The sequence below is a fragment of the Bradyrhizobium sp. Pha-3 genome (assembly GCF_042258615.1).
GTDB lineage: Bacteria > Pseudomonadota > Alphaproteobacteria > Rhizobiales > Xanthobacteraceae > Bradyrhizobium.
Window position 1 is genome coordinate 7,709,512 of record NZ_CP170152.1, and the last position, 18,439, is coordinate 7,727,950.

An 18,439-nucleotide genomic window follows, 5' to 3' on the forward strand; every position below is an offset into this window, starting at 1 on the left:
GTTACGACGAGGTTCGTTCGGCGGCAGAGAGCAGGCCTGGCGCCTCACATGCGACGAGGTCTGCTTCCAGTTCTCTCCGCTCGGCGGCGGACAGAGGCGTGACGGGCGAGCGCACGGCGCCACCGGCAATGCCAATCAGATCGCACCAGTGCTTGACCGCCGCGTTCGGCATATGACCGCTCTTCAGCGGGTCCATGATCCACTTGTTGAAGACGACCCGTTGCGATGCGAGTGACGCGCAAATGCGCGCCGCCTCTTCCGTTTGCCCGGACGCCAGCAGCGCCACGTAGTTCGCGATCGGCCGAAAGTCCCCGCGTTGGTACAGGTAGGGCTCAGGGTCAGCATACAGGATCGACTGACCTTCGCCCTGCATGTTGCTGAAGAAGTTTTCTTCCAGAGGATCGGAGACGAGCACGCCATTGCGCGCGGCTTGGCGAAGCGCAGCGTTCTCGGCTGCATTGCCGGTGGTCTTCAGCAGCTTGAGGTTGGGCAGCGAACAAAGCTGCGTGAAAACGGCAGGATCCAATGGGCTGCCTGCAGCGGTTCGGGCGTTGAAGATGACGATCGGCATCTCCAGACGTGTGCAGATGTGGTGCAGATACGCGAACTGCTGCGCGGGGGATCGCGGGCCGGAGGTCGGGACCATCAGCACTGCATGACTGACGCCAAGCCGACGCGCGTGCTCGCCAAGCTCGACGGTCTCTTCAACCGAAGGACCCGAGATCACCACTGAGATCCCGAGACGGCCTCCGGCCTCATCGGCGATCACTTCGATAACGCGCTTCCTCTCCTGCAACGTGAGCGACCAGACCTCGCCGATCAGTCCATTGCAGAACACTCCCGCGAGGCCAGCTGCGATGTAGTGGCGGACATTCCGGCGAACCCCGGCCTCGTCGATGGCCCCGGAGTTGTCGAAAGGCGTGTGAATCGCTGCCCAGATTTCAGGAATATTTGGCCCGATCACCATGCTCGTTTCCCGCTCGCTGGCCGGTTCATTCTATTTATCATGATAAACCGGATTTGCATGAATATGCCCGTTATGGGAGAAGTGTCAATCGACGAGTCGGTTCTTTTTCGCAGGGCCCGCGCTTGACCCGCCGGGAACTGCCAAGGAACCCATTGATCGATCTGGAGAATTCAGATGGCGATAGAACTGGAAAAAATGCCGAAGCCGCCCGGGCGGCTGAAAATTCAAAAGCGGGCCGATCTCGTTACCGAAGAGATCAAGCAGTTGATCACACAGAAAAATCTTCGCCCGGGCGCCAAGCTTCCGATGGAGAAGGAGCTTCAGCGGCTGTTTTCGGTCAGCAAGAGCACCATCCGCGAGGCGCTAAAATCGCTTGAAGTCCAAGGATTAATCACGGTCAGCACCGGCCCTACCGGCGGGGCGACGATCATCGAGGTGCCGCTCGAGCGCACGTTTCAACTGCTGCAGAACTACCTGTTCTTCAAAGAGGTCAGCATGGAGGACATCTATGCGGCGCGGCGATTGCTGGAACCGGAATTGGCCGCCGGCTCGGTTCCGTTTCTCTCCGACGAACAACTCGATGCTCTGGAACACAACATCGAAACCTGCCAACCGACGTCTCACGAACCATCTCGTCTCGTTCGGCAACGTCAGGCAGATCTGGATTTTCACGACATCCTGGCTGCCGCAAACCCCAATCCCTTTCTTCGCTTCGCGTGCGAGTTGATCAACGAGATGCTCCGCCGTCTGGTTGTCTTCAGCACGCAGACCCCGCCGGGAGAACACGCGAAATTCGGCTGCGCCAACGTCAAGTTTCACGGTGAGATCGCGAAAGCCGCTCGCGCGAGAGACAGCGAGCGCGTGCGTGCGCTCATGAAGGCGCATATGGAAGAGGCTTCCGAGTACGTGAAGCGTCTGGACGGCCGACTCGATGGACGACTGATCCTCGACTCGGAAATGGCGCCGCGCCCGCGACCGCTCTCCTAACGAGGTTTGCCGACCCAGCACCACCCGGTGAGGTCGCGCTTTGGCACCTTGTCGAAGCTTTAGGCCGCCTGTCTTGGTAATGGCGACAAATGCGAACGCCCGTACGTCGGCACTGTCTTGATCGCCGGGAGCGGGCGGATCTTTATGCTCGGCGGCGATCTCGCTTCTGCACGCTGGCGCTGCGCGCGAGCAATTGACGAGTCGACTGCGACCGAGGGTCCGGTGTGCCTGCCGGATGGATCGATGTATGTCACGGAGATGTCCGCGTCGACCCTTTGCATTACGCGGCTTGACCCTCGCGGTAATCGCAGGGTGATCCGGACGACGGGCGGTCGTCCGAACGGACTGACGACCGATGGCCACGGGCGGATCTGGGCCGCGGAAGCAGGCCTCCGGGCGCTGATTTGCATCGACGAAGGTGGGAACGAGATCCGGCGCATGCAGGGCGAAGGTGCGGACCGCTTCCTGTTTCCAAACGATCTCTGCTTCGGCCCGAACGGACTGCTCGACATGACCGACTCTGGCATGGCCGCGGAGGACTTCATCAACGGCCAGGCTTTCGTCGACGGCTATATGGACCTTGATTGGGACGGCCGTGTGTATGAGATCGATCCGGCGGCCATGAAGGTCGTACGCGTGCTTGATCGCAATCCGCTTCACCAACGGCATTGCTTTCGGTCCCGACAATCACCTCTATGCCAACGCGCCCTTCACCGGCGAGATCTACCGATACGACGTGCTCGGCGAAGCCGCGACGAAACGGGTGGTCTTCGGCAACGTCCTGCAGCCTGATTCCAATCCCGACTCCAAAGGGCCGGATGGCATGGCCTTTGGCACGGACGGTCGGCTTTATTGTACGGTCTATAACCAGAAGAGCGTGACGGTGCTAGACCGGCAGGGTGAGGTGGCCGATCGTCTGATCCTGGATGGACCACAGCCGACGAATTGTGCCTTTACCCTCGATGGCAAAAAGCTGCGTGTCACCGAAGTCGGCAAGGGCCAGGTCGAGGAGATCGATATGCCCTGCGAAGGACTGCCGCTGCATCTGCCGAAATTCGCCTGACCAGATGCCTCGCGGTCTTGTCCCGCGAGGCACCCCGCCGAGACTCAGAGGAATCCGATCGATAGCCAGGGCACGGCTGCGACGATCAGTGTGCCGATCAAGAGCGCGATCATGTAGCCCACGATCGGCTTCATGCCCTCGTCCGGGTTGATGCGGCTGATGGCGCAGGCCGCGTAATAGCCGACGCCGAACGGCGGCGCGAACAGCCCGATGCCCATGGCGAGAACGACCACCATCGCGTAGTGGACGTCGTGCACTCCGACCTGCCGTGCGATCGGGAACAGGAGCGGGCCGAACAGGACGATGGCCGGGATCCCTTCCAGCACGCTGCCCAGGATAACGAAGGTCACGATCGTCACGGCCAGGAAGACAGGGACTCCGCCGGGAAGGTTGGTCATGAACTTTGCAAGAGAGGCAGAAAATCCCGACTGGGTCAGCGCCCAGGCCATGCCCGTCGCCGCGCCGATGATGAGCAGGATCGCCCCCGACAGCGAGGCCGTCTCGACCAGCATCGGATAGATGCGGCGCCAGTCGAACTGGCGATAGATGAACAAGCCCGCGCAGGCCGAGTACAGGATGCCGATGGTCGAGACCTCCGTTGCCGTCGCGACGCCTTCGACGACGGCGGTCCGGATCACGAATGGCAAGGCGATCGCCGGTATCGCGATGACGAAGGCGCGGCCGATCTCCCGCCCCGTCGCCCGTTTGACGTGGGACAAGTCCTCGCGGCGGTATCGCCACCACACCACGGCTGCGAGCATGACTGCGAGCACGACACCCGGGAGCAACCCGCCGGTGAACAGCGCCGAGATCGACACGCCGGTCACCGAGCCGATCGTGATCAGAACCAGCGACGGGGGAATCGTCTCGGTCTGCGCGCCGGTTGCCGCCAGAAGCGCAACGAGATCGCCGGGCTTGGCCCCCCGCTGCCGCATCTCGGGAAACAGGACCGGAGCCACCGCAGCCATGTCCGCCGCCTTGGAGCCGGAAATACCCGAGACCAGATACATCGCCCCGACCAGCACGTAGTGCAGCCCGCCGCGGACGTGGCCCAGAAGGCTTGCCAGGAAGCTGACCATGGCGCGCGCCATGCCCGTCATCTCGATCAGAAGGCCGAGAAAGACGAAGAGAGGCACGGCAAGCAGGATCAGGTGGCTCATGCCCTCATCCATCCGTCCGATCATCACCACGTCGGGCGTGCTGGTTGTCAGGGCAAGATAGCCGACCGTGGCGAGGCCGAATGCGAACGCGATCGGCACGGCCGCAAAGACCATCGCCCCGACCACGAAAACGAAGAAGATCAGAAGATTCAGATTGCCAAGTGGTTGCAAGACTGGAGCAAGCAGAACGAACGTCGCGATGATGCCGGCGACGATTGCCAGGGAGGCCAGCAAGCTTCGCAGGCTCGAGATGCGAATGAGCCGGAGGACGGCTGCGATCAGCATCAGCCCGATCCCGATCGGTAGCGCTGCCGCCCGCCAGGTGTTGACGATCTCGAGTGCCGGCGTCGTGACGAACGCCTCGTCGGCGGCGAATTCATAGGCCGGCCAAACGACGAGCACGAGAAATGCCAGCGACGCTGCTGCTGCCACGACGTCCAGGAACGCGCGAGCCTCCGCACTGAGAACGCCCACGATGGCGGTCATCCGCATATGCTCGCCGCGCTGGAACGCAATCACGGATCCGAGCATGGCGAGCCAGAGGAAGAGAATGCCGGCGAGCTCGTCGGACCAGACGATCGGCGAGCGGAACACGTATCTGCCCACGATGCCCGCGGACAGGACCGCGATCTCGGCCACCACGAGCAATGCGGCCGGGATCGCAACCACGTAGCCAAGTAAGGTGTTGGCCCTCACCACCCATCTGCGCGAGGTCGCCTGAGACGTGCCGGGTGTCAACCTGCCGTCGACACGCGGTGTATGGATCACGCTGGTCATGATAGTTGGCCCGCGGCTTTTTCAAGGTGAGACCATGCCTCCTCGCCAAACTTGCCCTTCCAGTCGGCGTAAAAGCTGGTCTTGGACAGCGCCTGGCGGAAAGCGGCACGATCGACGTCGATGAACTTGAGCCCTTTGGTCGACAGATCGGCGCGCAGGGACTGGCTGAGCTTTGCGATGTCGGCCCGCTGATCGACCGCGGAGCGATCGAGCTCGCGCGTCACGATCCCCTGCAGGTCCTTGGGCAGGCGCTCAAAGGCGCGCTTGTTGCCCAGGATCCAGTAACCGTCCCAGACGTGCCCGGTCAGGCTGCACGTGCTTTGCACTTCATAGAGACGCGCGGTCGCGATGATCGGCAACGGATTCTCCTGGCCGTCGACGACCTTGGTCTGCAGCGCGGAATAGACCTCGTTGAAGTTGATCGGAGTCGGCCCGGCTCCAAGTGCTTTGAAAAGCGAAGTAAGCAATGGTGCGGGTGGAACGCGGATCTGGAAGTTCTTCAGATCATCCGGCGTTCGCACCTCGCGGCCGGACGAGGTCACCTGACGAAAGCCATTGTCCCAGGCCTTTGACACCGCCATGATCGGAGTCTTGGCGATCTGCGCCCGGATGTAGGTGCCGAGATCGCCATCCATCGCCTTCCAAACGCTGTCATAGTCGGCGAATGCGAAGCCGGTGTTCACGATGCCCGCACTTGGGACCAGGGTGGCAAGAATCGAGGACGATTGGTTGAAGAACTCGACGCCGCCGCTGCGAACCTGGGTCAAAAGCTCGGTGTCGGAGCCGAGCTGGTTGGCCGGAAACAGCCTGATCTCCAGGCGGCCGCTGGTCGCTTCGCGAATGCGGTCGATCGCCTCCTGGGCTCGGATATTCACTGGATGCGTCGGATCCTGTCCGGTCGCAAACTTGTACGCGAACTCGGCCGCGGACGCCGGACGGGTCAGAATCCCGCAGAGAGGTACAGTTGTGGCCGCCATCAACAGCGAACGGCGGCTGATGCTTCCGGGCTTCGATGCAGTCATGCTTTCCTCCTGGTGCTTCATTGACGTTGCTGCCCTCTGCATCAGCGCACGCCGGCGTGCAGCTTTGCGGGTTCTTCGCTTGCCGGCTCTCGATCACCGGCAGTTGGGCAGGGGCAATCGCTCGCCGCCGCAACATGTGACGGGCGTAGCTCCTCGTCCGGGCTTGGCTCGATGGGCGCTTAGCGCCGGTAACCTAAAGCCAGCGCTTGATCTGCCGTGCGACCTCTGCGGTTGAAATCCCGTAGCGGTCGTGCAGGGTCGGAAGTGCGCCGGCGTCAAGAAATTCGTCGGGCAATGCGATCTGGCGGAAAGGCGGATGGACGCCTGACCGCATCAGAAGTGCGGCAACGGCCTCGCCGAGACCACCAATCGTTGTGTGGTTCTCGGCAACGACGACAAGGCGGCCCGACTTGCCGGCTTCACGCAAGATCGTCTCAGTATCGAGCGGCTTGATGGTTGGGACGTGCAGCACCGCAATATCGATGCTGTCGTCCTTCAAGGTTTGTGCGGCCTCGAGCGCACGCATGGTCATGATGCCAGACGAGATGACCATGGCGTCCTTCCCGTCACGGACCAGCTTGGCCTTGCCGAGCTCGAATTTGTAGTCATACTCGTCCAGAACGACCGGCACCTGGCCGCGCAGCAGGCGCATGTAGACCGGCCCCTGATGCGCCGCGATGGCAGGCACCAACTGCTCGATTTCGTGGGCATCGCAGGGATCGATGACCGTCATGTTCGGCATCGCACGAAACAGCGCGAGATCCTCCGCGGCCTGATGGCTAGGACCGTAGCCCGAGGTCAGGCCGGGCAACGCACAAACGATCTTCACGTTGCGGTCTTCCTCCGCGATCGTCTGGTGTATGAAGTCGTAAGCCCGCCGCGATGCGAACACAGCGTAAGTGGTCGCGAATGGCATGAAGCCTTCGGCGGCAAGGCCGGAGGCGGCGCCGAACAGAAGCTGCTCGGCCATGCCCATCTGGTAATAGCGGTCCGGAAATTCCTTCGCAAAGATGTGCAGGTCAGTGTACTTGCCGAGATCGGCCGTCATGCCGACCACATCAGGACGACCGCGTGCGAGCTCGACGAGCGCGTGTCCAAAGGGCGCAGACTTCGTCTTCTGTCCCTCGGCCGCGATCGAGGCGATCATGGCGGAGGTGGTCAGGCGCGGCTTGCCCGGTTGCGGTGCTGATCTGACGGTCTTCATGCCTGCCTCCCGGCTTCCAGCGCGGCGAGCGCGAGCTGCCATTCGTGCTGCTCGACGCGGATGAAATGGCTCTTCTCGCGCTGCTCGAGGAAGGGAACACCCTTCCCCATCAGCGTGTCGGCGACGATCATCCGCGGCTTGGGCTCGGGATGGGACTTGGCGGCGTCGAAGGCGGCAACCACGGCATCAAGATCGTTGCCATTGATGCGCTGCACGAACCAGCCGAAGGCCTGAAGCTTGTCGACCAGCGGCTCAAACGCCATAACCTGCGTGGAAGGACCGTCCGCCTGCTGATTGTTGACGTCGACGATGCCGATCAGATTGTCGAGCTTGTAGTGGCCCGCCGACTGGATCGCCTCCCAGACCGAGCCTTCGTCAAGCTCGCCATCAGAAAACAAGGTATACACCCGCGCCTCGGATTTCTTGCGCTTGAGCCCCAGGCCCATGCCGACGGCGATGCTGAGCCCAAGCCCGAGCGAACCGCCCGACATTTCCATTCCGGGTGTGTAGGAGGCCATGCCCGACATCGGCAGGCGGCTCTCGTCGCTGCCATAGGTTTCGAGTTCTTCTTCGGGGACGATCCCCGCCTCGATCAAGGCCGCGTAGAGCGCGATGGCATAATGCCCGTTTGAGAGAAGGAAGCGGTCGCGTCCCTCCCAGGACGGATCCTCCGGCCGGTAGCGCATCGCATGGAAATAGGCCACGGCGAGAACGTCGGAGATATCGAGCGCCTGCGCGATATAGCCCTGGCCCTGGACTTCACCCATGCGTAGCGCATTGCGGCGAATATTGTAGGCGCGGTCCGCCAGCTTGGGCGTATTCGTAAGCGTCTTGGTCGAGGTTTCCATCGATCTGGCCCTTGTCTTGCTGGCTCAGTGGATGAGCATGCCGCCGTTGACGTCGATCACCGCACCGGTCACGTAGGCGGAGAGATCCGAGGCCAGGAAGGTGTAGATGCCCGCGACGTCTTCCGCCGTGCCGAGACGATTGAGCGGAATGCCTTCCAGGATCTTCGCCCTCATCTCGTCGGTCAGCTTGCCCGCGGTGATATCGGTGCCGATCAGGCCGGGCGTGACGCAATTGACGCGGATGCCGTCCGGGCCGAACTCACGGGCCATGGCCTTGGCGAGACCAAGCACGCCGGCCTTCGCGGCCGAATAGTGCGGGCCGCCAAAAATTCCTCCGCCGCGCTGGGCCGAGACGGACGACATGCATGCAATCGATCCGGACTTCCGTGCGCGCATATGCGGGATCACGGCCTGGGAGAGAAACAGGATGCCCTTGAGATTGACGTCCTGAATGCGATCCCAATCGGCCGCCGAAATCTCCAGGAACTTCACTGGCTGGGTGATGCCGGCATTGTTGATCAAAACATCGATGCCGCCAAAGAATTCGATCACGCGGGCCACCGCCTGCTCGCAGGACGATTTGTCGGCGACGTCGCACCCTAGCCCGATGTGGGAGCTTCCAAGCGATGCCGCAGCATCCGCCGCAGCGCCGGCGTCGATATCCAGAATGGCGACCCGAGCGCCCTCGGCGGCGAACCGCCGGGCGGTGGCAAGCCCAATCCCCCGCGGCGAGGCCGCGCCCGAAATGATGGCCGTCTTACCGCTGAGCAGCATCTATTCCTCCCGCAAATTGTTCTTCCTTGGCGTTTAGAAATGACCCGCCGAGCATCAACGGACAAGCGCGCAGTTGTCACGGATCGATGAATCTGGTTCACTTATGGCATGCTGTCGAATGTCCCTATATCGGCAATTCGTGCGTTTGAAGCGGCCGCCCGCACCGGATCGTTTCGCGATGCGGCGAATGAGCTTCACCTGACGCCAAGCGCCGTCAGTCACGCGATCCGCAAGCTGGAGGGCACGCTTCGGACCGTTTTGTTCGAGCGCAGCGCACGATCCGTGCGGCTCACGCCGGCCGGCGAGAACCTGATGCGTCACACGGGAGCGGCATTCGATCAGCTCCGCCGTGGGCTTGAGGAAGTTGCCGCGCGCGGACCACAATTGGTGCGCGTCCATTCCGCCCCCAGCTTTGCCGCGCAATGGCTGGCGCCCCGTCTCGCACAGTTTCTCGCTGCTTACCCGAAGCTCGAGGTTCGGCTGGCTGCAAGCACGGACTATGCGCGCTTCAGCAACGATGATTTCGATATCGATATCGTCTACGGTCCGCCGCGCGCGGAAGGTGTCGAAATTATTCCTCTGCCGGAGGAGACGGTCACGCCGCTCTGCTCCCCTGCCCTCGCAAAATCGATACGAAAGGCTGCCGATCTCCTCGATCAGACGCTGATCCGCTCCGACGTGAAGCGGGTGCAGTGGCACCAATGGTTCACCGCGAACGGGTTGGAAGCACCTGCGCTTCACGGCATGAGATTCGACCGGAGCTTTCTTGCGATTGCGACGGCTGCGGAGGGATTGGGCGTAGCGCTGGAATCAACCCTCCTGGCCGAGCGGGAACTGGCGAGCGGACGATTGGTCGCTCCGCTGGCAGGACGCGCTAACGATATCCGCTACGTTGGTCACCGCCTGATCTACCCGCGCGCCAGCCGACAGAGATCGGCAGTACGAGCCTTTGCAGATTGGCTCGTGGCGCAACTCGGCGGCGAAGGCGCTCGTTCCTCGGACTGAGACGCAAGCCTGGTCGTGCCTTACCGAAAGCACCTGAGCCCGCTATTCGCTAGGCGCTTGCGCTCTCATCCTTGAAGCGCGTGTTGCGTGAACGGAGCCAAGTCGACGATTTCTTCTTTAGCCTCATGGCTTGAAATCATCGCGGCGGAAGGAGGCCTTGAACGCGGCCTGCAGCGTGTCTGCCGATAAAGGAGCAATCCAGGGCAGTCGCCCCAACCACCGCACCCGGCCGATCTCGCAAATTGCCCTCACAGCATCCGAATTCCTTTCGCCAACGAAGGCGATTCCGAGAATGTCGATCTGACGTCTTCGGAGCGCGTCTATGGAAAGCAGTGAATAATTGACTGTCCCCGGAGCAGAGCTCGCGCACAGCACGACGGGAAGCCGCCATCTCTCGAAGACGTCAATGTAAAGCGTGCCGCAATTCAGCGGCTCCATCAGTCCGCCGGCCCCCTCGATCACGAGCGGCTGTCCTGCGGTGTCCGGCACGTCGAGCGAATCCGTGTTGATGCGAACCTCGGCAATCTCCGCGGAATAGTGGGGCGAAATGGCCGTTTGCAGTCGGTAACGCTCGCGCACGATGCGATCGGATGGCAGACTGCCAAGCCGAGCGACGCGCTCGGTGTCGGTCTCTCCTTCAAGGCCAACCTGGATCGGTTTCCAAAAATTCGCGCCGAGGAGATTGACGAGCCCGGCGCAGAAAACCGTCTTTCCGATGCCGGTGCCCGTACCGGCCACCACAATCCGCTGCTGGCTCATCGCGCTTGACCTCTTGTCTCCTCGATCAGAGTATCCAGCATTGTGCGCACGTCACCCTCCGCGACATTCGTGTCCGTGAAATTCACAAATGGCGTGCCAGTCGAGGAGACCGTCTTACACTTGGGACAATCGGCAGCCTACGATCGGCGCACGGCGATCGAGCAACGCCTGCTCAGCGCCCTTACCACCAATTTTCCACTCGCCTAACGCCAAACAGCGGCAGCACAATTTATGCAAGACACTCATCACGTTCGCAGCCACAGCGCCTGGCCAAAAAAAGGGCCTGCCCCGCATACCGTTGAACCATAGAAGTTTGCCTTGCATGCCATCGCGCCCCTCTGAGTTGCGTCTCATGGGTTTTGACAGGTCAAGATTGTTATCGGCGCGCAAATACTGTCCGGATCGGACGAAGGCATTCATGTCCGGCAGGATGTATCCCAGTAGATACAGAACGGTACGATTCGAACAGCAGCTGCACGTTTCGTGGCTGAGGTCGCTTGGTTTGCTGTCATTGACATAACGAGGCGCTTTCCCTTTCAGGTAGGTGAGATCCGATTTTCCCGATCAACCAGCACAACCCGCGGCTTGAATGCTCTGGCTTCCGCCGCGTCAAAAGAGGCGTATGCAACGATGATGACTTTGTCCCCGGTCATTGCTAGTCGCGCGGCAGCACGATTTAGACCTATGGTGCCCGAGCCTTCCAGGGCCTCAATTACATAGGTGGCGAACCGTACTCCCGTTTCGACGTCGTAGATTTCGACGCGTTCGTTGATCAGGAATCCCGCCGCATCCAGCAGCGTACGATCTATCGATATCGAGCCTTCATAGTGCAGATCGACCTGGGTCACCGAGGCGCGATGGATTTTTCCGTTCATCAGTGTAACTTGCATGGATCGCCCATCCTGAAGTCTGTGCCCAGGGCACCTGCTGCTCCGTTTAGTTCGAGCAAGGTTGCGGCCCGATCCCGTTCCGGCCCAGCATTGCGTGGTGGTCGGCTTAGGGAATTTTGCAGGTCAGAAGCAAGTCGCCGACCAAGATAGCGCGGCACTTTCGTCGATCATGTACTGCCGAGCGGCGGGAGTGCCCGCCACGCGTTCCGGCACCATGATCCGGACGGTCGCGGCCAGCCGTGCGTCGCCTTGCCTTTCAGAACGTCCTTTCGGCGCCCTGTGCGATGACGCGGCTGCTTGCGAACAAAGATCGACGACAGCTTGCGAATTTCACAATGGTATTCGCGATAGCGAATACCAGCGGCTGACGACCGCTTCCGATCACCATTCCTGTTCGTGCGCCACATTCAGGCCATTGGGGCAACGGGCACCTCCGACATCCAACTCAAGTAGAAATTCTGCAAGCTTCTGCTGCAAAGGCCGGGGGCGTCGCACGAAGCGTCGAACACCCCTCCTGCTGCCCACGCCTTACCAGCATTGCGTTGGGCTTGATCCCGATATAAGAACGCAACCCAAGTTGCGGCGTCACGTTTGCGGCCACCATGATCCGTCACATTGTCTTCTTCACAGCCAAGGATAAGGCCGGTATCGACCAAATCATCGAAGGTCTATCGGTTCTCACCTCAATCCCATATGCACGCCGGCTCGAGATTGCGCGCAACCGCAAGAGCGATCAGCTCGGCAATGAGATCGACGTCGTGGTGTACGGTGAGTTCGACAGCGAGACGGAACTCGCTGCGTACAAAACGCACGATTTGTATCGAGAAGCGATCCGGTCCGTCCGGCCACTTCGCGAGCTGCGGTTTGCCGCTGACTACGAGCTATCAACAGATGTACATTTCGCTGGGACGGCAGGGTTAAACCAAGTTGCTCGACGCAGCCGACCAGAGGGCCGCGGCTAGCTTGATGATCAGCCTCGAGGCTTTGTACGTGTCGGACGGAAATAACCCTTGTTCGCGACGGGACCACGATCGGAGCCGGCTTCACAGCCTGCTGGTCGTCGGCAACCGATAGCCCCATGCACGTCCGCGAGTTGCAGTGGATTGAGCCTGTCAAGGCGCTGCGATGCCTTGCGCAGCGGCCGCAGCTTACCTTTCTCGATAGCGCGGCAGGGCATGAGCTGCTTGGGCGTTACTCATATCTGACCTGCGAACCGTTCGGCACCTATTTGGTCGCCGATGGGCAGGCAAGTTGGAATGCAGAGGCGCTTGCGGGCGATCCATGGGCGGTTCTTCGCGACCTCCTCGCCAGATACCGAGAAGCGCATCGTTCCGATCTCCCGCCGTTCCAGGGCGGCGCTGCCGGCTTCCTTGCTTACGATCTGAACCGAACACTGGAGCGGCTGCCGGCTCCGTCAATTCCTGGTCTCCGATTGCCTCAATCGATTCTACATTTCTATGACGTGGTGGTCAGCTTCGATCACCGGGACCACAGGTGCTGGATCGTCTCGACCGGATGGCCGGAGCGGGACCCCGCTCGGCGAACCGAGCGTGCGCGTCGTCGCGCCGACGAGTTTGCAGCATTGCTTGCCAGGCCAAAGTTGCCGCGGATTGTAATCCCGAGCAAGGCAGGCACATGGCATTCCAACTTTAGCCGTGAAGGCTTCATGGCGACGGTCCAGCGCGTCGTGGAGTTGATTCTGGCTGGCGAGATATTCCAGGCGAACATCGCGCAATGCTTCAGTGCCAGGGTGTCGCCCCTGTTCGATCCGCTCACCTTCTATTGCCAGCTCCGGTCACTGAACCCGGCGCCCTTTGCAGCCCTCTTGCGCTACGACAAGCTGACGATCGCATCGAGCTCTCCGGAGCGATTTCTGAAACTTGACGGACGACAGGTCGAAACGCGTCCCATCAAGGGCACAATCGCGCGTTCTGCTGATCCCGCCGAAGATCGGCGCCGCGCCGAAATCCTTCTTGCCTCCGAAAAGGATCGTGCCGAGAACATTATGATCGTCGACCTGCTGCGCAACGACCTGTCACGCGTTTGTACAGACAATTCGATCGAGGTTGCAGCACTATGTAACCTCGAATCCTATGCCTCGGTACACCACCTCGTCTCGATCGTCGAAGGCGCACTTGCTGCAGATCAAGACGCAGTCAGTCTGCTCCGCGCCTGCTTTCCGGGCGGCTCCGTGACCGGTGTTCCAAAGGTGCGATCAATGGAAATCATTGCGGACGTCGAGAAAGTGGCGCGAGAGGTCTATTGCGGAGCGATCGGCTTCATCGGATTCAATGGACACATGGACACGAACATTGCGATCCGCACGGTGACGATCGACGACGATCTTGCTCGGTTTCATGCGGGCGGTGGAATAACGGCGATGTCGAACCCCGAGGCCGAATATGAGGAGACGCTTGCTAAAGCACAGCGGCTCTTTGACGCTTTTGGTTCCGAGGTATCTGGTGCATTTTGATCTTCATCATCGACAATTACGACTCCTTCGTGTTCAACATAGCTCGCTATTTCCGCAAGCTTGGTGCGGAGACGGCAGTGGTGCGGAATGACGCGGTCAGCTTTACCGACCTCGTTGCGCTCAAGCCGCGCGCAATCATCATCTCTCCCGGTCCCTGCACGCCCATGGAAGCCGGGATATCCACTGCCGTCGTACGCGAACTTTCGGGTCGTGTCCCAATTCTTGGCATCTGTCTCGGACACCAGTGTATTGGCAGCGTTTTCGGCGGACGCGTGGCGCGTGCACGTCGTCCCATGCACGGCCGGTCCTCGCACATAACGCATGACGGTCGAGGGTTGTTCAAGGAACTCCCGTCTCCACTTTCTGTTGGACGCTACCATTCTCTCGCGGTCGAACTCGATCAATCAGGCCCGCCGCATCTCATGGTGACAGCCCGTTCGGATGAAGGTGAGATCATGGCTTTGGCACATCGGTATCACCCAACCTATGGCGTACAGTTCCACCCAGAGTCGGTACTGACTCAACAAGGTCACGTGCTACTTATAAATTTCTTGCAATTGGCAGAGAGTTTCCCAGCGTGGGGATCGGAGACTTCGTCGCGCACGTGGCAGCCTAATCCGCACGAGCGTATCGCAAGCTGCAAACTAAATGAATTTGGCTCGGCACAACGTGGCGCTAAACAGCTCTGACCTCTTGAAGAGGTAACGAGAAAGCGAAAGAGGTCAATTGGTACGCTGCGTACCCAACTTTTTCTTTTCGTGCCGTCTCAATTGAATTATCTGAGCCATCAATGTTGTCGCTCACCGCCTCATCTCCATTCGACGAATTGGCGGATCATCCTCTGGCCTTGTCGCAAACTTCTTATTCGAGATCCGCCAAGCGATTGGCGGTGCCTTGCGGTAGTCTCACTACCGCTGCCCTAGCGGGCGTTTCCTCCCTTGACTTGGCCGCCGGTCCATATTGGATCGGCGGTTTTCTTGTTACGTTAAGGTTCTCATAGATCAATCTGCGCTGAACCGATGAGGCGCCGAAAGAGACAACGTGTGTGATCGGGGTAAACCGGCATTTATGCAGCACAGAGGCGTACATTTCAGCATTCAAGAAGCCTTGCCAGGCGTATGGCGCTACAGTTTCAAGATTGGTGGCAAGACTATCAGCGGCAGGACCCGAACCAGATTGCAGCTTCTTACGGTCCGTCGGGTCAAGGATCGCATTAATCGCGAACTGTCCCGCAGCGTGAAGGTGAGAATTGTATTGGAGTGAGCGCCTCTCCCAGGTGCTCAATTCGACGAGACGCGAAGCCCCTCGACGCGCGAGCGTACTGGGTTCGTTTCGCGAGCCCAGATTCTGAGGAAATCGACTAAATGGCTAGATGCACAGCACCAGTAAGAGGCCATCGCACAGCGAGCGCTAGAGCGGAATGCCCCGCATGTGGTGGCCGTGGCGGCTACGGCGGTTACAGCGGCTACCGGTCGTACTCGCCCCCGCCGTACTCGTCCCCGTCCTACTCCTCGTCGGGGAGCAGCGGGGGCGGCCGAGGCAGCGGCGGCAGGTCCAGCCGCAGCACAAAACCACGGTGGTCAGGAGCCGGCTCGTCTCAGTTTTACACGCCCGAGGAAGTACGGGCGCTCACCCCAATCCGCGACACTGTCGAGAAGCGAGCGTCCCTGCCGGACCTTCGGCACATCTTTCTTTGCCACGCGTGGGACGACCGGCAGGGGGTCGCTAAGGAGCTGTGCGATCTGCTCGTGGCACGCAATGTCTCGGTCTGGTTCAGCGAGAATGATATTGGCCTCGGCGAGCCGTTTCTCCGCGCTATCGACAAAGGCTTGGCGAAGTCGCGGATCGGGATCGTGCTCGTGACCCCTGCGCTGCTGAAGCGCCTCCCAGCAGCGGGCGTCGCAGACAAGGAGCTTTCGGTACTCCTAGCGCGAGACCAACTCGTTCCCATCGTGCATAACACAACGTACGAAGCTCTCCGTGAAGTCAGCCCCATGCTCGCCTCGCGAAACGGCTTGGAGACCGCAGAAATGTCGATGGCCGACGTCGCGGCCAAGCTCGCCGAGCTGGTCACCCTCTAGCTCCATTGCCAGGATGGCCGGTGCTGCGTCCGCACAAGCGGTCCGGGCGCGGGCAATGCCGGTGCACGTGGAGACGATTCGGTTAGCGACCCACCGTTGACCCAACACTGTCCACATCTCAGGAATCTACGGCCATGACCTACATCATCCATTGTCGTTGGATGGACTATGACAAGAAGCAGTTCACCACCACACTCCAAGCTTCCGACGACAGGGTATAGCTAAGATCCTGTTTCAGGTCACGGCGCGGCCCTTGCCGAACTAAGTGGTGCGTAGGCGGACGAAAAGACTAGTTGTCGTGCCCGCTTTGCTCGATCTATGGTCGCGCATACTTAGTGGACGATGATGACCGTCAGATCAAGCCCACCCAGCGCGCACATGACCAACTTTTTGAGAACAAATGCCGTTCCATTAGCTTCGATCGTTGTAGCCGTTTGCTCGCTGTTCGTGGCCGTCCTATCGCTCCGATACACTGAAAATTCGCAGCAAGAGGACCGGGCATATAAGGAGCTAATGCTTCGTCCGGTTCTTCAGACTGTATCTGATACGGATACGGCATCGATTGTCGTCGCGAACACGGGCCTCGGTCCAGCGAAGATCAGCCGAGTGCTGTTTCACAGCAAAGAGCACTGCTTTGATACCGATGCCGTCGAATTCGGAAACGATGCCGAATTTCAGAACTACATTTATGACTTCGCCCAAGCAGTCAAGGAATACATGTTTGTTGGCATGCCGGTTGACCCATCTTTGCACGAGGAGTTCTCGCGGCTTTTTCGAGAGAACTGCACCTATCTTGGCATCGGCGCTGGCTTTACTTCAGACGATCGGCGATCGGACGATGGGGCGCCGGGACGCGTCCGGGACGATACCGGTACGGTAGTGCTCGCCGAGCCAACCAACAATAGCGGCTTTAGGTGTTTCGCGATCATGCCGTTTGGTGAGCGAGAAGCGTCCCGATCAAAGGGATTCTTCGACGAGGTTCTGAAGGCATTAATTGCGCCCGCTGGGCGCGACGCAGGATTTGAGGTCATAACAGCTAATCGTGAAGGTAGTAACGTTATCCATGCGACCATCGTAAATCAGTTACTCGACGCCGATCTAGTCGTCGCAGATCTCACTGAAAACAACCCGAATGTCCTATTTGAACTTGGCTTGCGCATCGCTGAGGATAAACCTATTGCACTCATAAGGTCAAAAGGACGCGAGCCATCTTCGATGTCGATAACATGCTCCGCGTTTATGAGTACGACCCAAACTTATGGGTTAGCACGATCGAACATGATCGTCCCCGGCTCACAACACACATTAAGGCCGCTTGGGACAACAGAGATTCAAATATGACTTTTATGAAGATCCTGCGTGAACGGAAGACCATCAAGTGACGACGGAAGGCGGCTGTTGTTACTAGATGCGTCTCGCGCCCCTTACCTTCACCGCTTCCGCGCACCTTTCAGGTCGCGCCGGAATGCTTTCCAGTCCACATTCGTTTCCGGCCGGATCACTTCGCCCACCCTGTCATCAGGCAGCGATAGACAAACCGTCAGAGCGGACCAGACGCTAACAGCGACGCGCGCCGAGTCCGTCCCGAAGACCACCGCCCTGCGATTGCTGATGATGCCGTGAAGAACGCAAATCGCGTGCCGAAGTGAATTCGCAGGCTGTGCAGGCACTTCGTCGCGGCGTGTAGCGTCAAGTTGCTGACATTGATCTCGATACCGACGAGAGCCACATTGCCCGAGAGTGGTCCGCGCGCGCGTTGAATGTGTGCGCGCGGTGACGCGTGCAGACCCGGCCGATGTAATTTCAACAGTAAGCCCGCTGCGCTTCCCCGACGACGGCGCTGTGTCGCCGTTGATTTAATCTCACCGAGTCCTACCGACGGGACGAGCCTGCCGGGATCGCGGGACCGCGCACGATCGGCATATCTCGCGACGGCGTTTTCGGCCTTTGCTGAGCCGTGAACGGCTCAGAGATTGGCGAAACAGCTCGGGTAACTGGCCTTGAAAGGACCCCTCGATCGAAGCCGCTATCGAGAGTTGTGGCCCATCGGGCGCCCGCGGTCTTACCCAGCGCAGTTCGCGCCAGCAGTGTTTTGATCTCAAACAAGAGGGGCGGCACCTAGGGCCGCGCAAGGTACGGACGAAGGGGGTTAAGACGCACTCTCGCAGCCTTCTCGAGGGCCGCCCCCAAGACTGCGGGTGGGGCCCATGTGAGCGCTCCCTAGCGAACCATGAGGCGCCACACAGCCGCACTGAGGGCAAGCCGCGCATACATCCTGCGGTAACCTGCCGCGGGCTGGTTGGCGCTCTGCGTCTGCAGCACGCGCGTCTGCAGCGTGTCTCGGACGCCTGACAGGCGCAGCTGTGCAGGCAACGTTCAATTTTCGGCATGGTCATCATGTGGCTTGGTCTCCATTTTGTGGTGAGAAG

At 60.2% G+C, this 18,439-nt stretch carries 15 protein-coding genes and 2 pseudogenes; 8 read left to right on the forward strand and 9 right to left on the reverse strand.

The window, feature by feature from the left end; all coding sequences use genetic code 11:
* Position 1 precedes the first annotated feature (1 nt).
* Positions 2 to 967: a dihydrodipicolinate synthase family protein gene (locus ACE10Z_RS36065; protein WP_375784963.1), complete on the reverse strand. Its 966-nt coding sequence runs from the start codon at positions 965 to 967 to the stop codon at positions 2 to 4.
* 174 nt (positions 968 to 1,141) lie between these two features.
* On the opposite strand from ACE10Z_RS36065, the gene ACE10Z_RS36070 reads away from it, so the two are divergent.
* A complete protein-coding gene (locus tag ACE10Z_RS36070; protein ID WP_375784964.1) occupies positions 1,142 to 1,954 on the forward strand; it encodes a FadR/GntR family transcriptional regulator in 813 nt (270 codons plus the stop codon).
* A 640-nt stretch (positions 1,955 to 2,594) separates the two neighbouring features.
* Entirely contained in the window at positions 2,595 to 3,017 is a 423-nt protein-coding gene (locus tag ACE10Z_RS36075) for an SMP-30/gluconolactonase/LRE family protein (protein WP_375784965.1), read from the forward strand.
* Positions 3,018 to 3,061: 44 nt separating this feature from the next.
* Here the strand turns inward: ACE10Z_RS36075 and ACE10Z_RS36080 are convergent, their stop codons facing one another.
* The 5 genes from ACE10Z_RS36080 to ACE10Z_RS36100 form a co-directional block, all read right to left on the reverse strand.
* Positions 3,062 to 4,954, reverse strand: a complete 1,893-nt coding sequence (locus tag ACE10Z_RS36080) for a TRAP transporter large permease subunit (RefSeq protein WP_375784966.1) — start codon at positions 4,952 to 4,954, stop codon at positions 3,062 to 3,064.
* Positions 4,951 to 5,976: a TRAP transporter substrate-binding protein gene (locus ACE10Z_RS36085; protein ID WP_375784967.1), complete on the reverse strand. Its 1,026-nt coding sequence runs from the start codon at positions 5,974 to 5,976 to the stop codon at positions 4,951 to 4,953. Before ACE10Z_RS36085 ends, ACE10Z_RS36080 begins: the two co-directional genes overlap by 4 nt.
* A 193-nt stretch (positions 5,977 to 6,169) precedes the next feature.
* Positions 6,170 to 7,180 (reverse strand): transketolase family protein, encoded by a 1,011-nt coding sequence (locus tag ACE10Z_RS36090; protein ID WP_375784968.1) that lies wholly within the window; start codon positions 7,178 to 7,180, stop codon positions 6,170 to 6,172.
* Positions 7,177 to 8,028 (reverse strand): transketolase, encoded by an 852-nt coding sequence (locus tag ACE10Z_RS36095; RefSeq protein WP_375784969.1) that lies wholly within the window; start codon positions 8,026 to 8,028, stop codon positions 7,177 to 7,179. The genes ACE10Z_RS36090 and ACE10Z_RS36095 overlap by 4 nt, the downstream gene beginning before the upstream one ends.
* Before the next feature lie 24 nt (positions 8,029 to 8,052).
* The gene (locus ACE10Z_RS36100) at positions 8,053 to 8,802 is read right to left on the reverse strand and encodes an SDR family NAD(P)-dependent oxidoreductase (protein ID WP_375784970.1); all 750 of its coding nucleotides are present in this window, start codon (positions 8,800 to 8,802) and stop codon (positions 8,053 to 8,055) included.
* A gap of 108 nt (positions 8,803 to 8,910) precedes the next feature.
* Here ACE10Z_RS36100 and ACE10Z_RS36105 point away from each other — a divergent pair, with 108 nt between their 5' ends.
* Positions 8,911 to 9,807, forward strand: coding sequence for a LysR substrate-binding domain-containing protein (locus tag ACE10Z_RS36105; RefSeq protein ID WP_342709782.1), 897 nt, complete (start codon positions 8,911 to 8,913; stop codon positions 9,805 to 9,807).
* 123 nt (positions 9,808 to 9,930) lie between these two features.
* Here ACE10Z_RS36105 and ACE10Z_RS36110 read toward each other — a convergent pair whose 3' ends face one another.
* Together ACE10Z_RS36110 and panD are read right to left on the reverse strand one after the other, a co-directional pair.
* Positions 9,931 to 10,566 carry a dethiobiotin synthase gene (locus ACE10Z_RS36110; protein ID WP_375784971.1) on the reverse strand — a complete coding sequence of 212 codons (636 nt, stop codon included), beginning with the start codon at positions 10,564 to 10,566 and terminating at the stop codon, positions 9,931 to 9,933.
* Between the two features lie 536 nt (positions 10,567 to 11,102).
* Positions 11,103 to 11,456 (reverse strand): aspartate 1-decarboxylase, encoded by a 354-nt coding sequence (panD, locus tag ACE10Z_RS36115; RefSeq protein ID WP_375784972.1) that lies wholly within the window; start codon positions 11,454 to 11,456, stop codon positions 11,103 to 11,105.
* A gap of 602 nt (positions 11,457 to 12,058) precedes the next feature.
* Between panD and ACE10Z_RS36120 the strand changes: the two genes are divergently transcribed.
* The 5 genes and pseudogenes from ACE10Z_RS36120 (at position 12,059) to ACE10Z_RS36140 (ending at position 17,351) form a co-directional block, all read left to right on the forward strand.
* Positions 12,059 to 12,418, forward strand: a complete 360-nt coding sequence (locus ACE10Z_RS36120) for a Dabb family protein (protein ID WP_375784973.1) — start codon at positions 12,059 to 12,061, stop codon at positions 12,416 to 12,418.
* A 116-nt stretch (positions 12,419 to 12,534) separates the two neighbouring features.
* The gene (gene pabB / locus ACE10Z_RS36125) at positions 12,535 to 13,929 is read left to right on the forward strand and encodes an aminodeoxychorismate synthase component I (protein ID WP_375784974.1); all 1,395 of its coding nucleotides are present in this window, start codon (positions 12,535 to 12,537) and stop codon (positions 13,927 to 13,929) included.
* Positions 13,926 to 14,501: pseudogene (locus ACE10Z_RS36130) on the forward strand (anthranilate synthase component II); the annotation flags it as partial. The gene pabB and the pseudogene ACE10Z_RS36130, both read left to right, overlap by 4 nt.
* A 792-nt stretch (positions 14,502 to 15,293) precedes the next feature.
* Positions 15,294 to 16,010, forward strand: coding sequence for a toll/interleukin-1 receptor domain-containing protein (locus tag ACE10Z_RS36135; protein WP_375784975.1), 717 nt, complete (start codon positions 15,294 to 15,296; stop codon positions 16,008 to 16,010).
* 378 nt (positions 16,011 to 16,388) lie between these two features.
* Positions 16,389 to 17,351 (forward strand): hypothetical protein, encoded by a 963-nt coding sequence (locus ACE10Z_RS36140; protein ID WP_375784976.1) that lies wholly within the window; start codon positions 16,389 to 16,391, stop codon positions 17,349 to 17,351.
* A gap of 951 nt (positions 17,352 to 18,302) precedes the next feature.
* On the opposite strand, the pseudogene ACE10Z_RS36145 reads toward ACE10Z_RS36140, so the two are convergent.
* Positions 18,303 to 18,409 (reverse strand): annotated as a pseudogene (locus ACE10Z_RS36145) (ATP-binding protein); the annotation flags it as partial.
* Between the last annotated feature and the right edge of the window lie 30 nt (positions 18,410 to 18,439).

Coding starts and splice junctions, on each gene's coding strand:
- ACE10Z_RS36065 (WP_375784963.1), bottom strand. CDS start 967: ATGGTGATCGGGCCAAATATTCCTGAAATCTGGGCAGCGATTCACACG.
- ACE10Z_RS36070 (WP_375784964.1), top strand. CDS start 1,142: ATGGCGATAGAACTGGAAAAAATGCCGAAGCCGCCCGGGCGGCTGAAA.
- ACE10Z_RS36080 (WP_375784966.1), bottom strand. CDS start 4,954: ATGACCAGCGTGATCCATACACCGCGTGTCGACGGCAGGTTGACACCC.
- ACE10Z_RS36085 (WP_375784967.1), bottom strand. CDS start 5,976: ATGACTGCATCGAAGCCCGGAAGCATCAGCCGCCGTTCGCTGTTGATG.
- ACE10Z_RS36090 (WP_375784968.1), bottom strand. CDS start 7,180: ATGAAGACCGTCAGATCAGCACCGCAACCGGGCAAGCCGCGCCTGACC.
- ACE10Z_RS36095 (WP_375784969.1), bottom strand. CDS start 8,028: ATGGAAACCTCGACCAAGACGCTTACGAATACGCCCAAGCTGGCGGAC.
- ACE10Z_RS36100 (WP_375784970.1), bottom strand. CDS start 8,802: ATGCTGCTCAGCGGTAAGACGGCCATCATTTCGGGCGCGGCCTCGCCG.
- ACE10Z_RS36105 (WP_342709782.1), top strand. CDS start 8,911: ATGCTGTCGAATGTCCCTATATCGGCAATTCGTGCGTTTGAAGCGGCC.
- ACE10Z_RS36110 (WP_375784971.1), bottom strand. CDS start 10,566: ATGAGCCAGCAGCGGATTGTGGTGGCCGGTACGGGCACCGGCATCGGA.
- panD (WP_375784972.1), bottom strand. CDS start 11,456: ATGCAAGTTACACTGATGAACGGAAAAATCCATCGCGCCTCGGTGACC.
- ACE10Z_RS36120 (WP_375784973.1), top strand. CDS start 12,059: ATGATCCGTCACATTGTCTTCTTCACAGCCAAGGATAAGGCCGGTATC.
- pabB (WP_375784974.1), top strand. CDS start 12,535: ATGCACGTCCGCGAGTTGCAGTGGATTGAGCCTGTCAAGGCGCTGCGA.
- ACE10Z_RS36135 (WP_375784975.1), top strand. CDS start 15,294: ATGGCTAGATGCACAGCACCAGTAAGAGGCCATCGCACAGCGAGCGCT.
- ACE10Z_RS36140 (WP_375784976.1), top strand. CDS start 16,389: ATGACCAACTTTTTGAGAACAAATGCCGTTCCATTAGCTTCGATCGTT.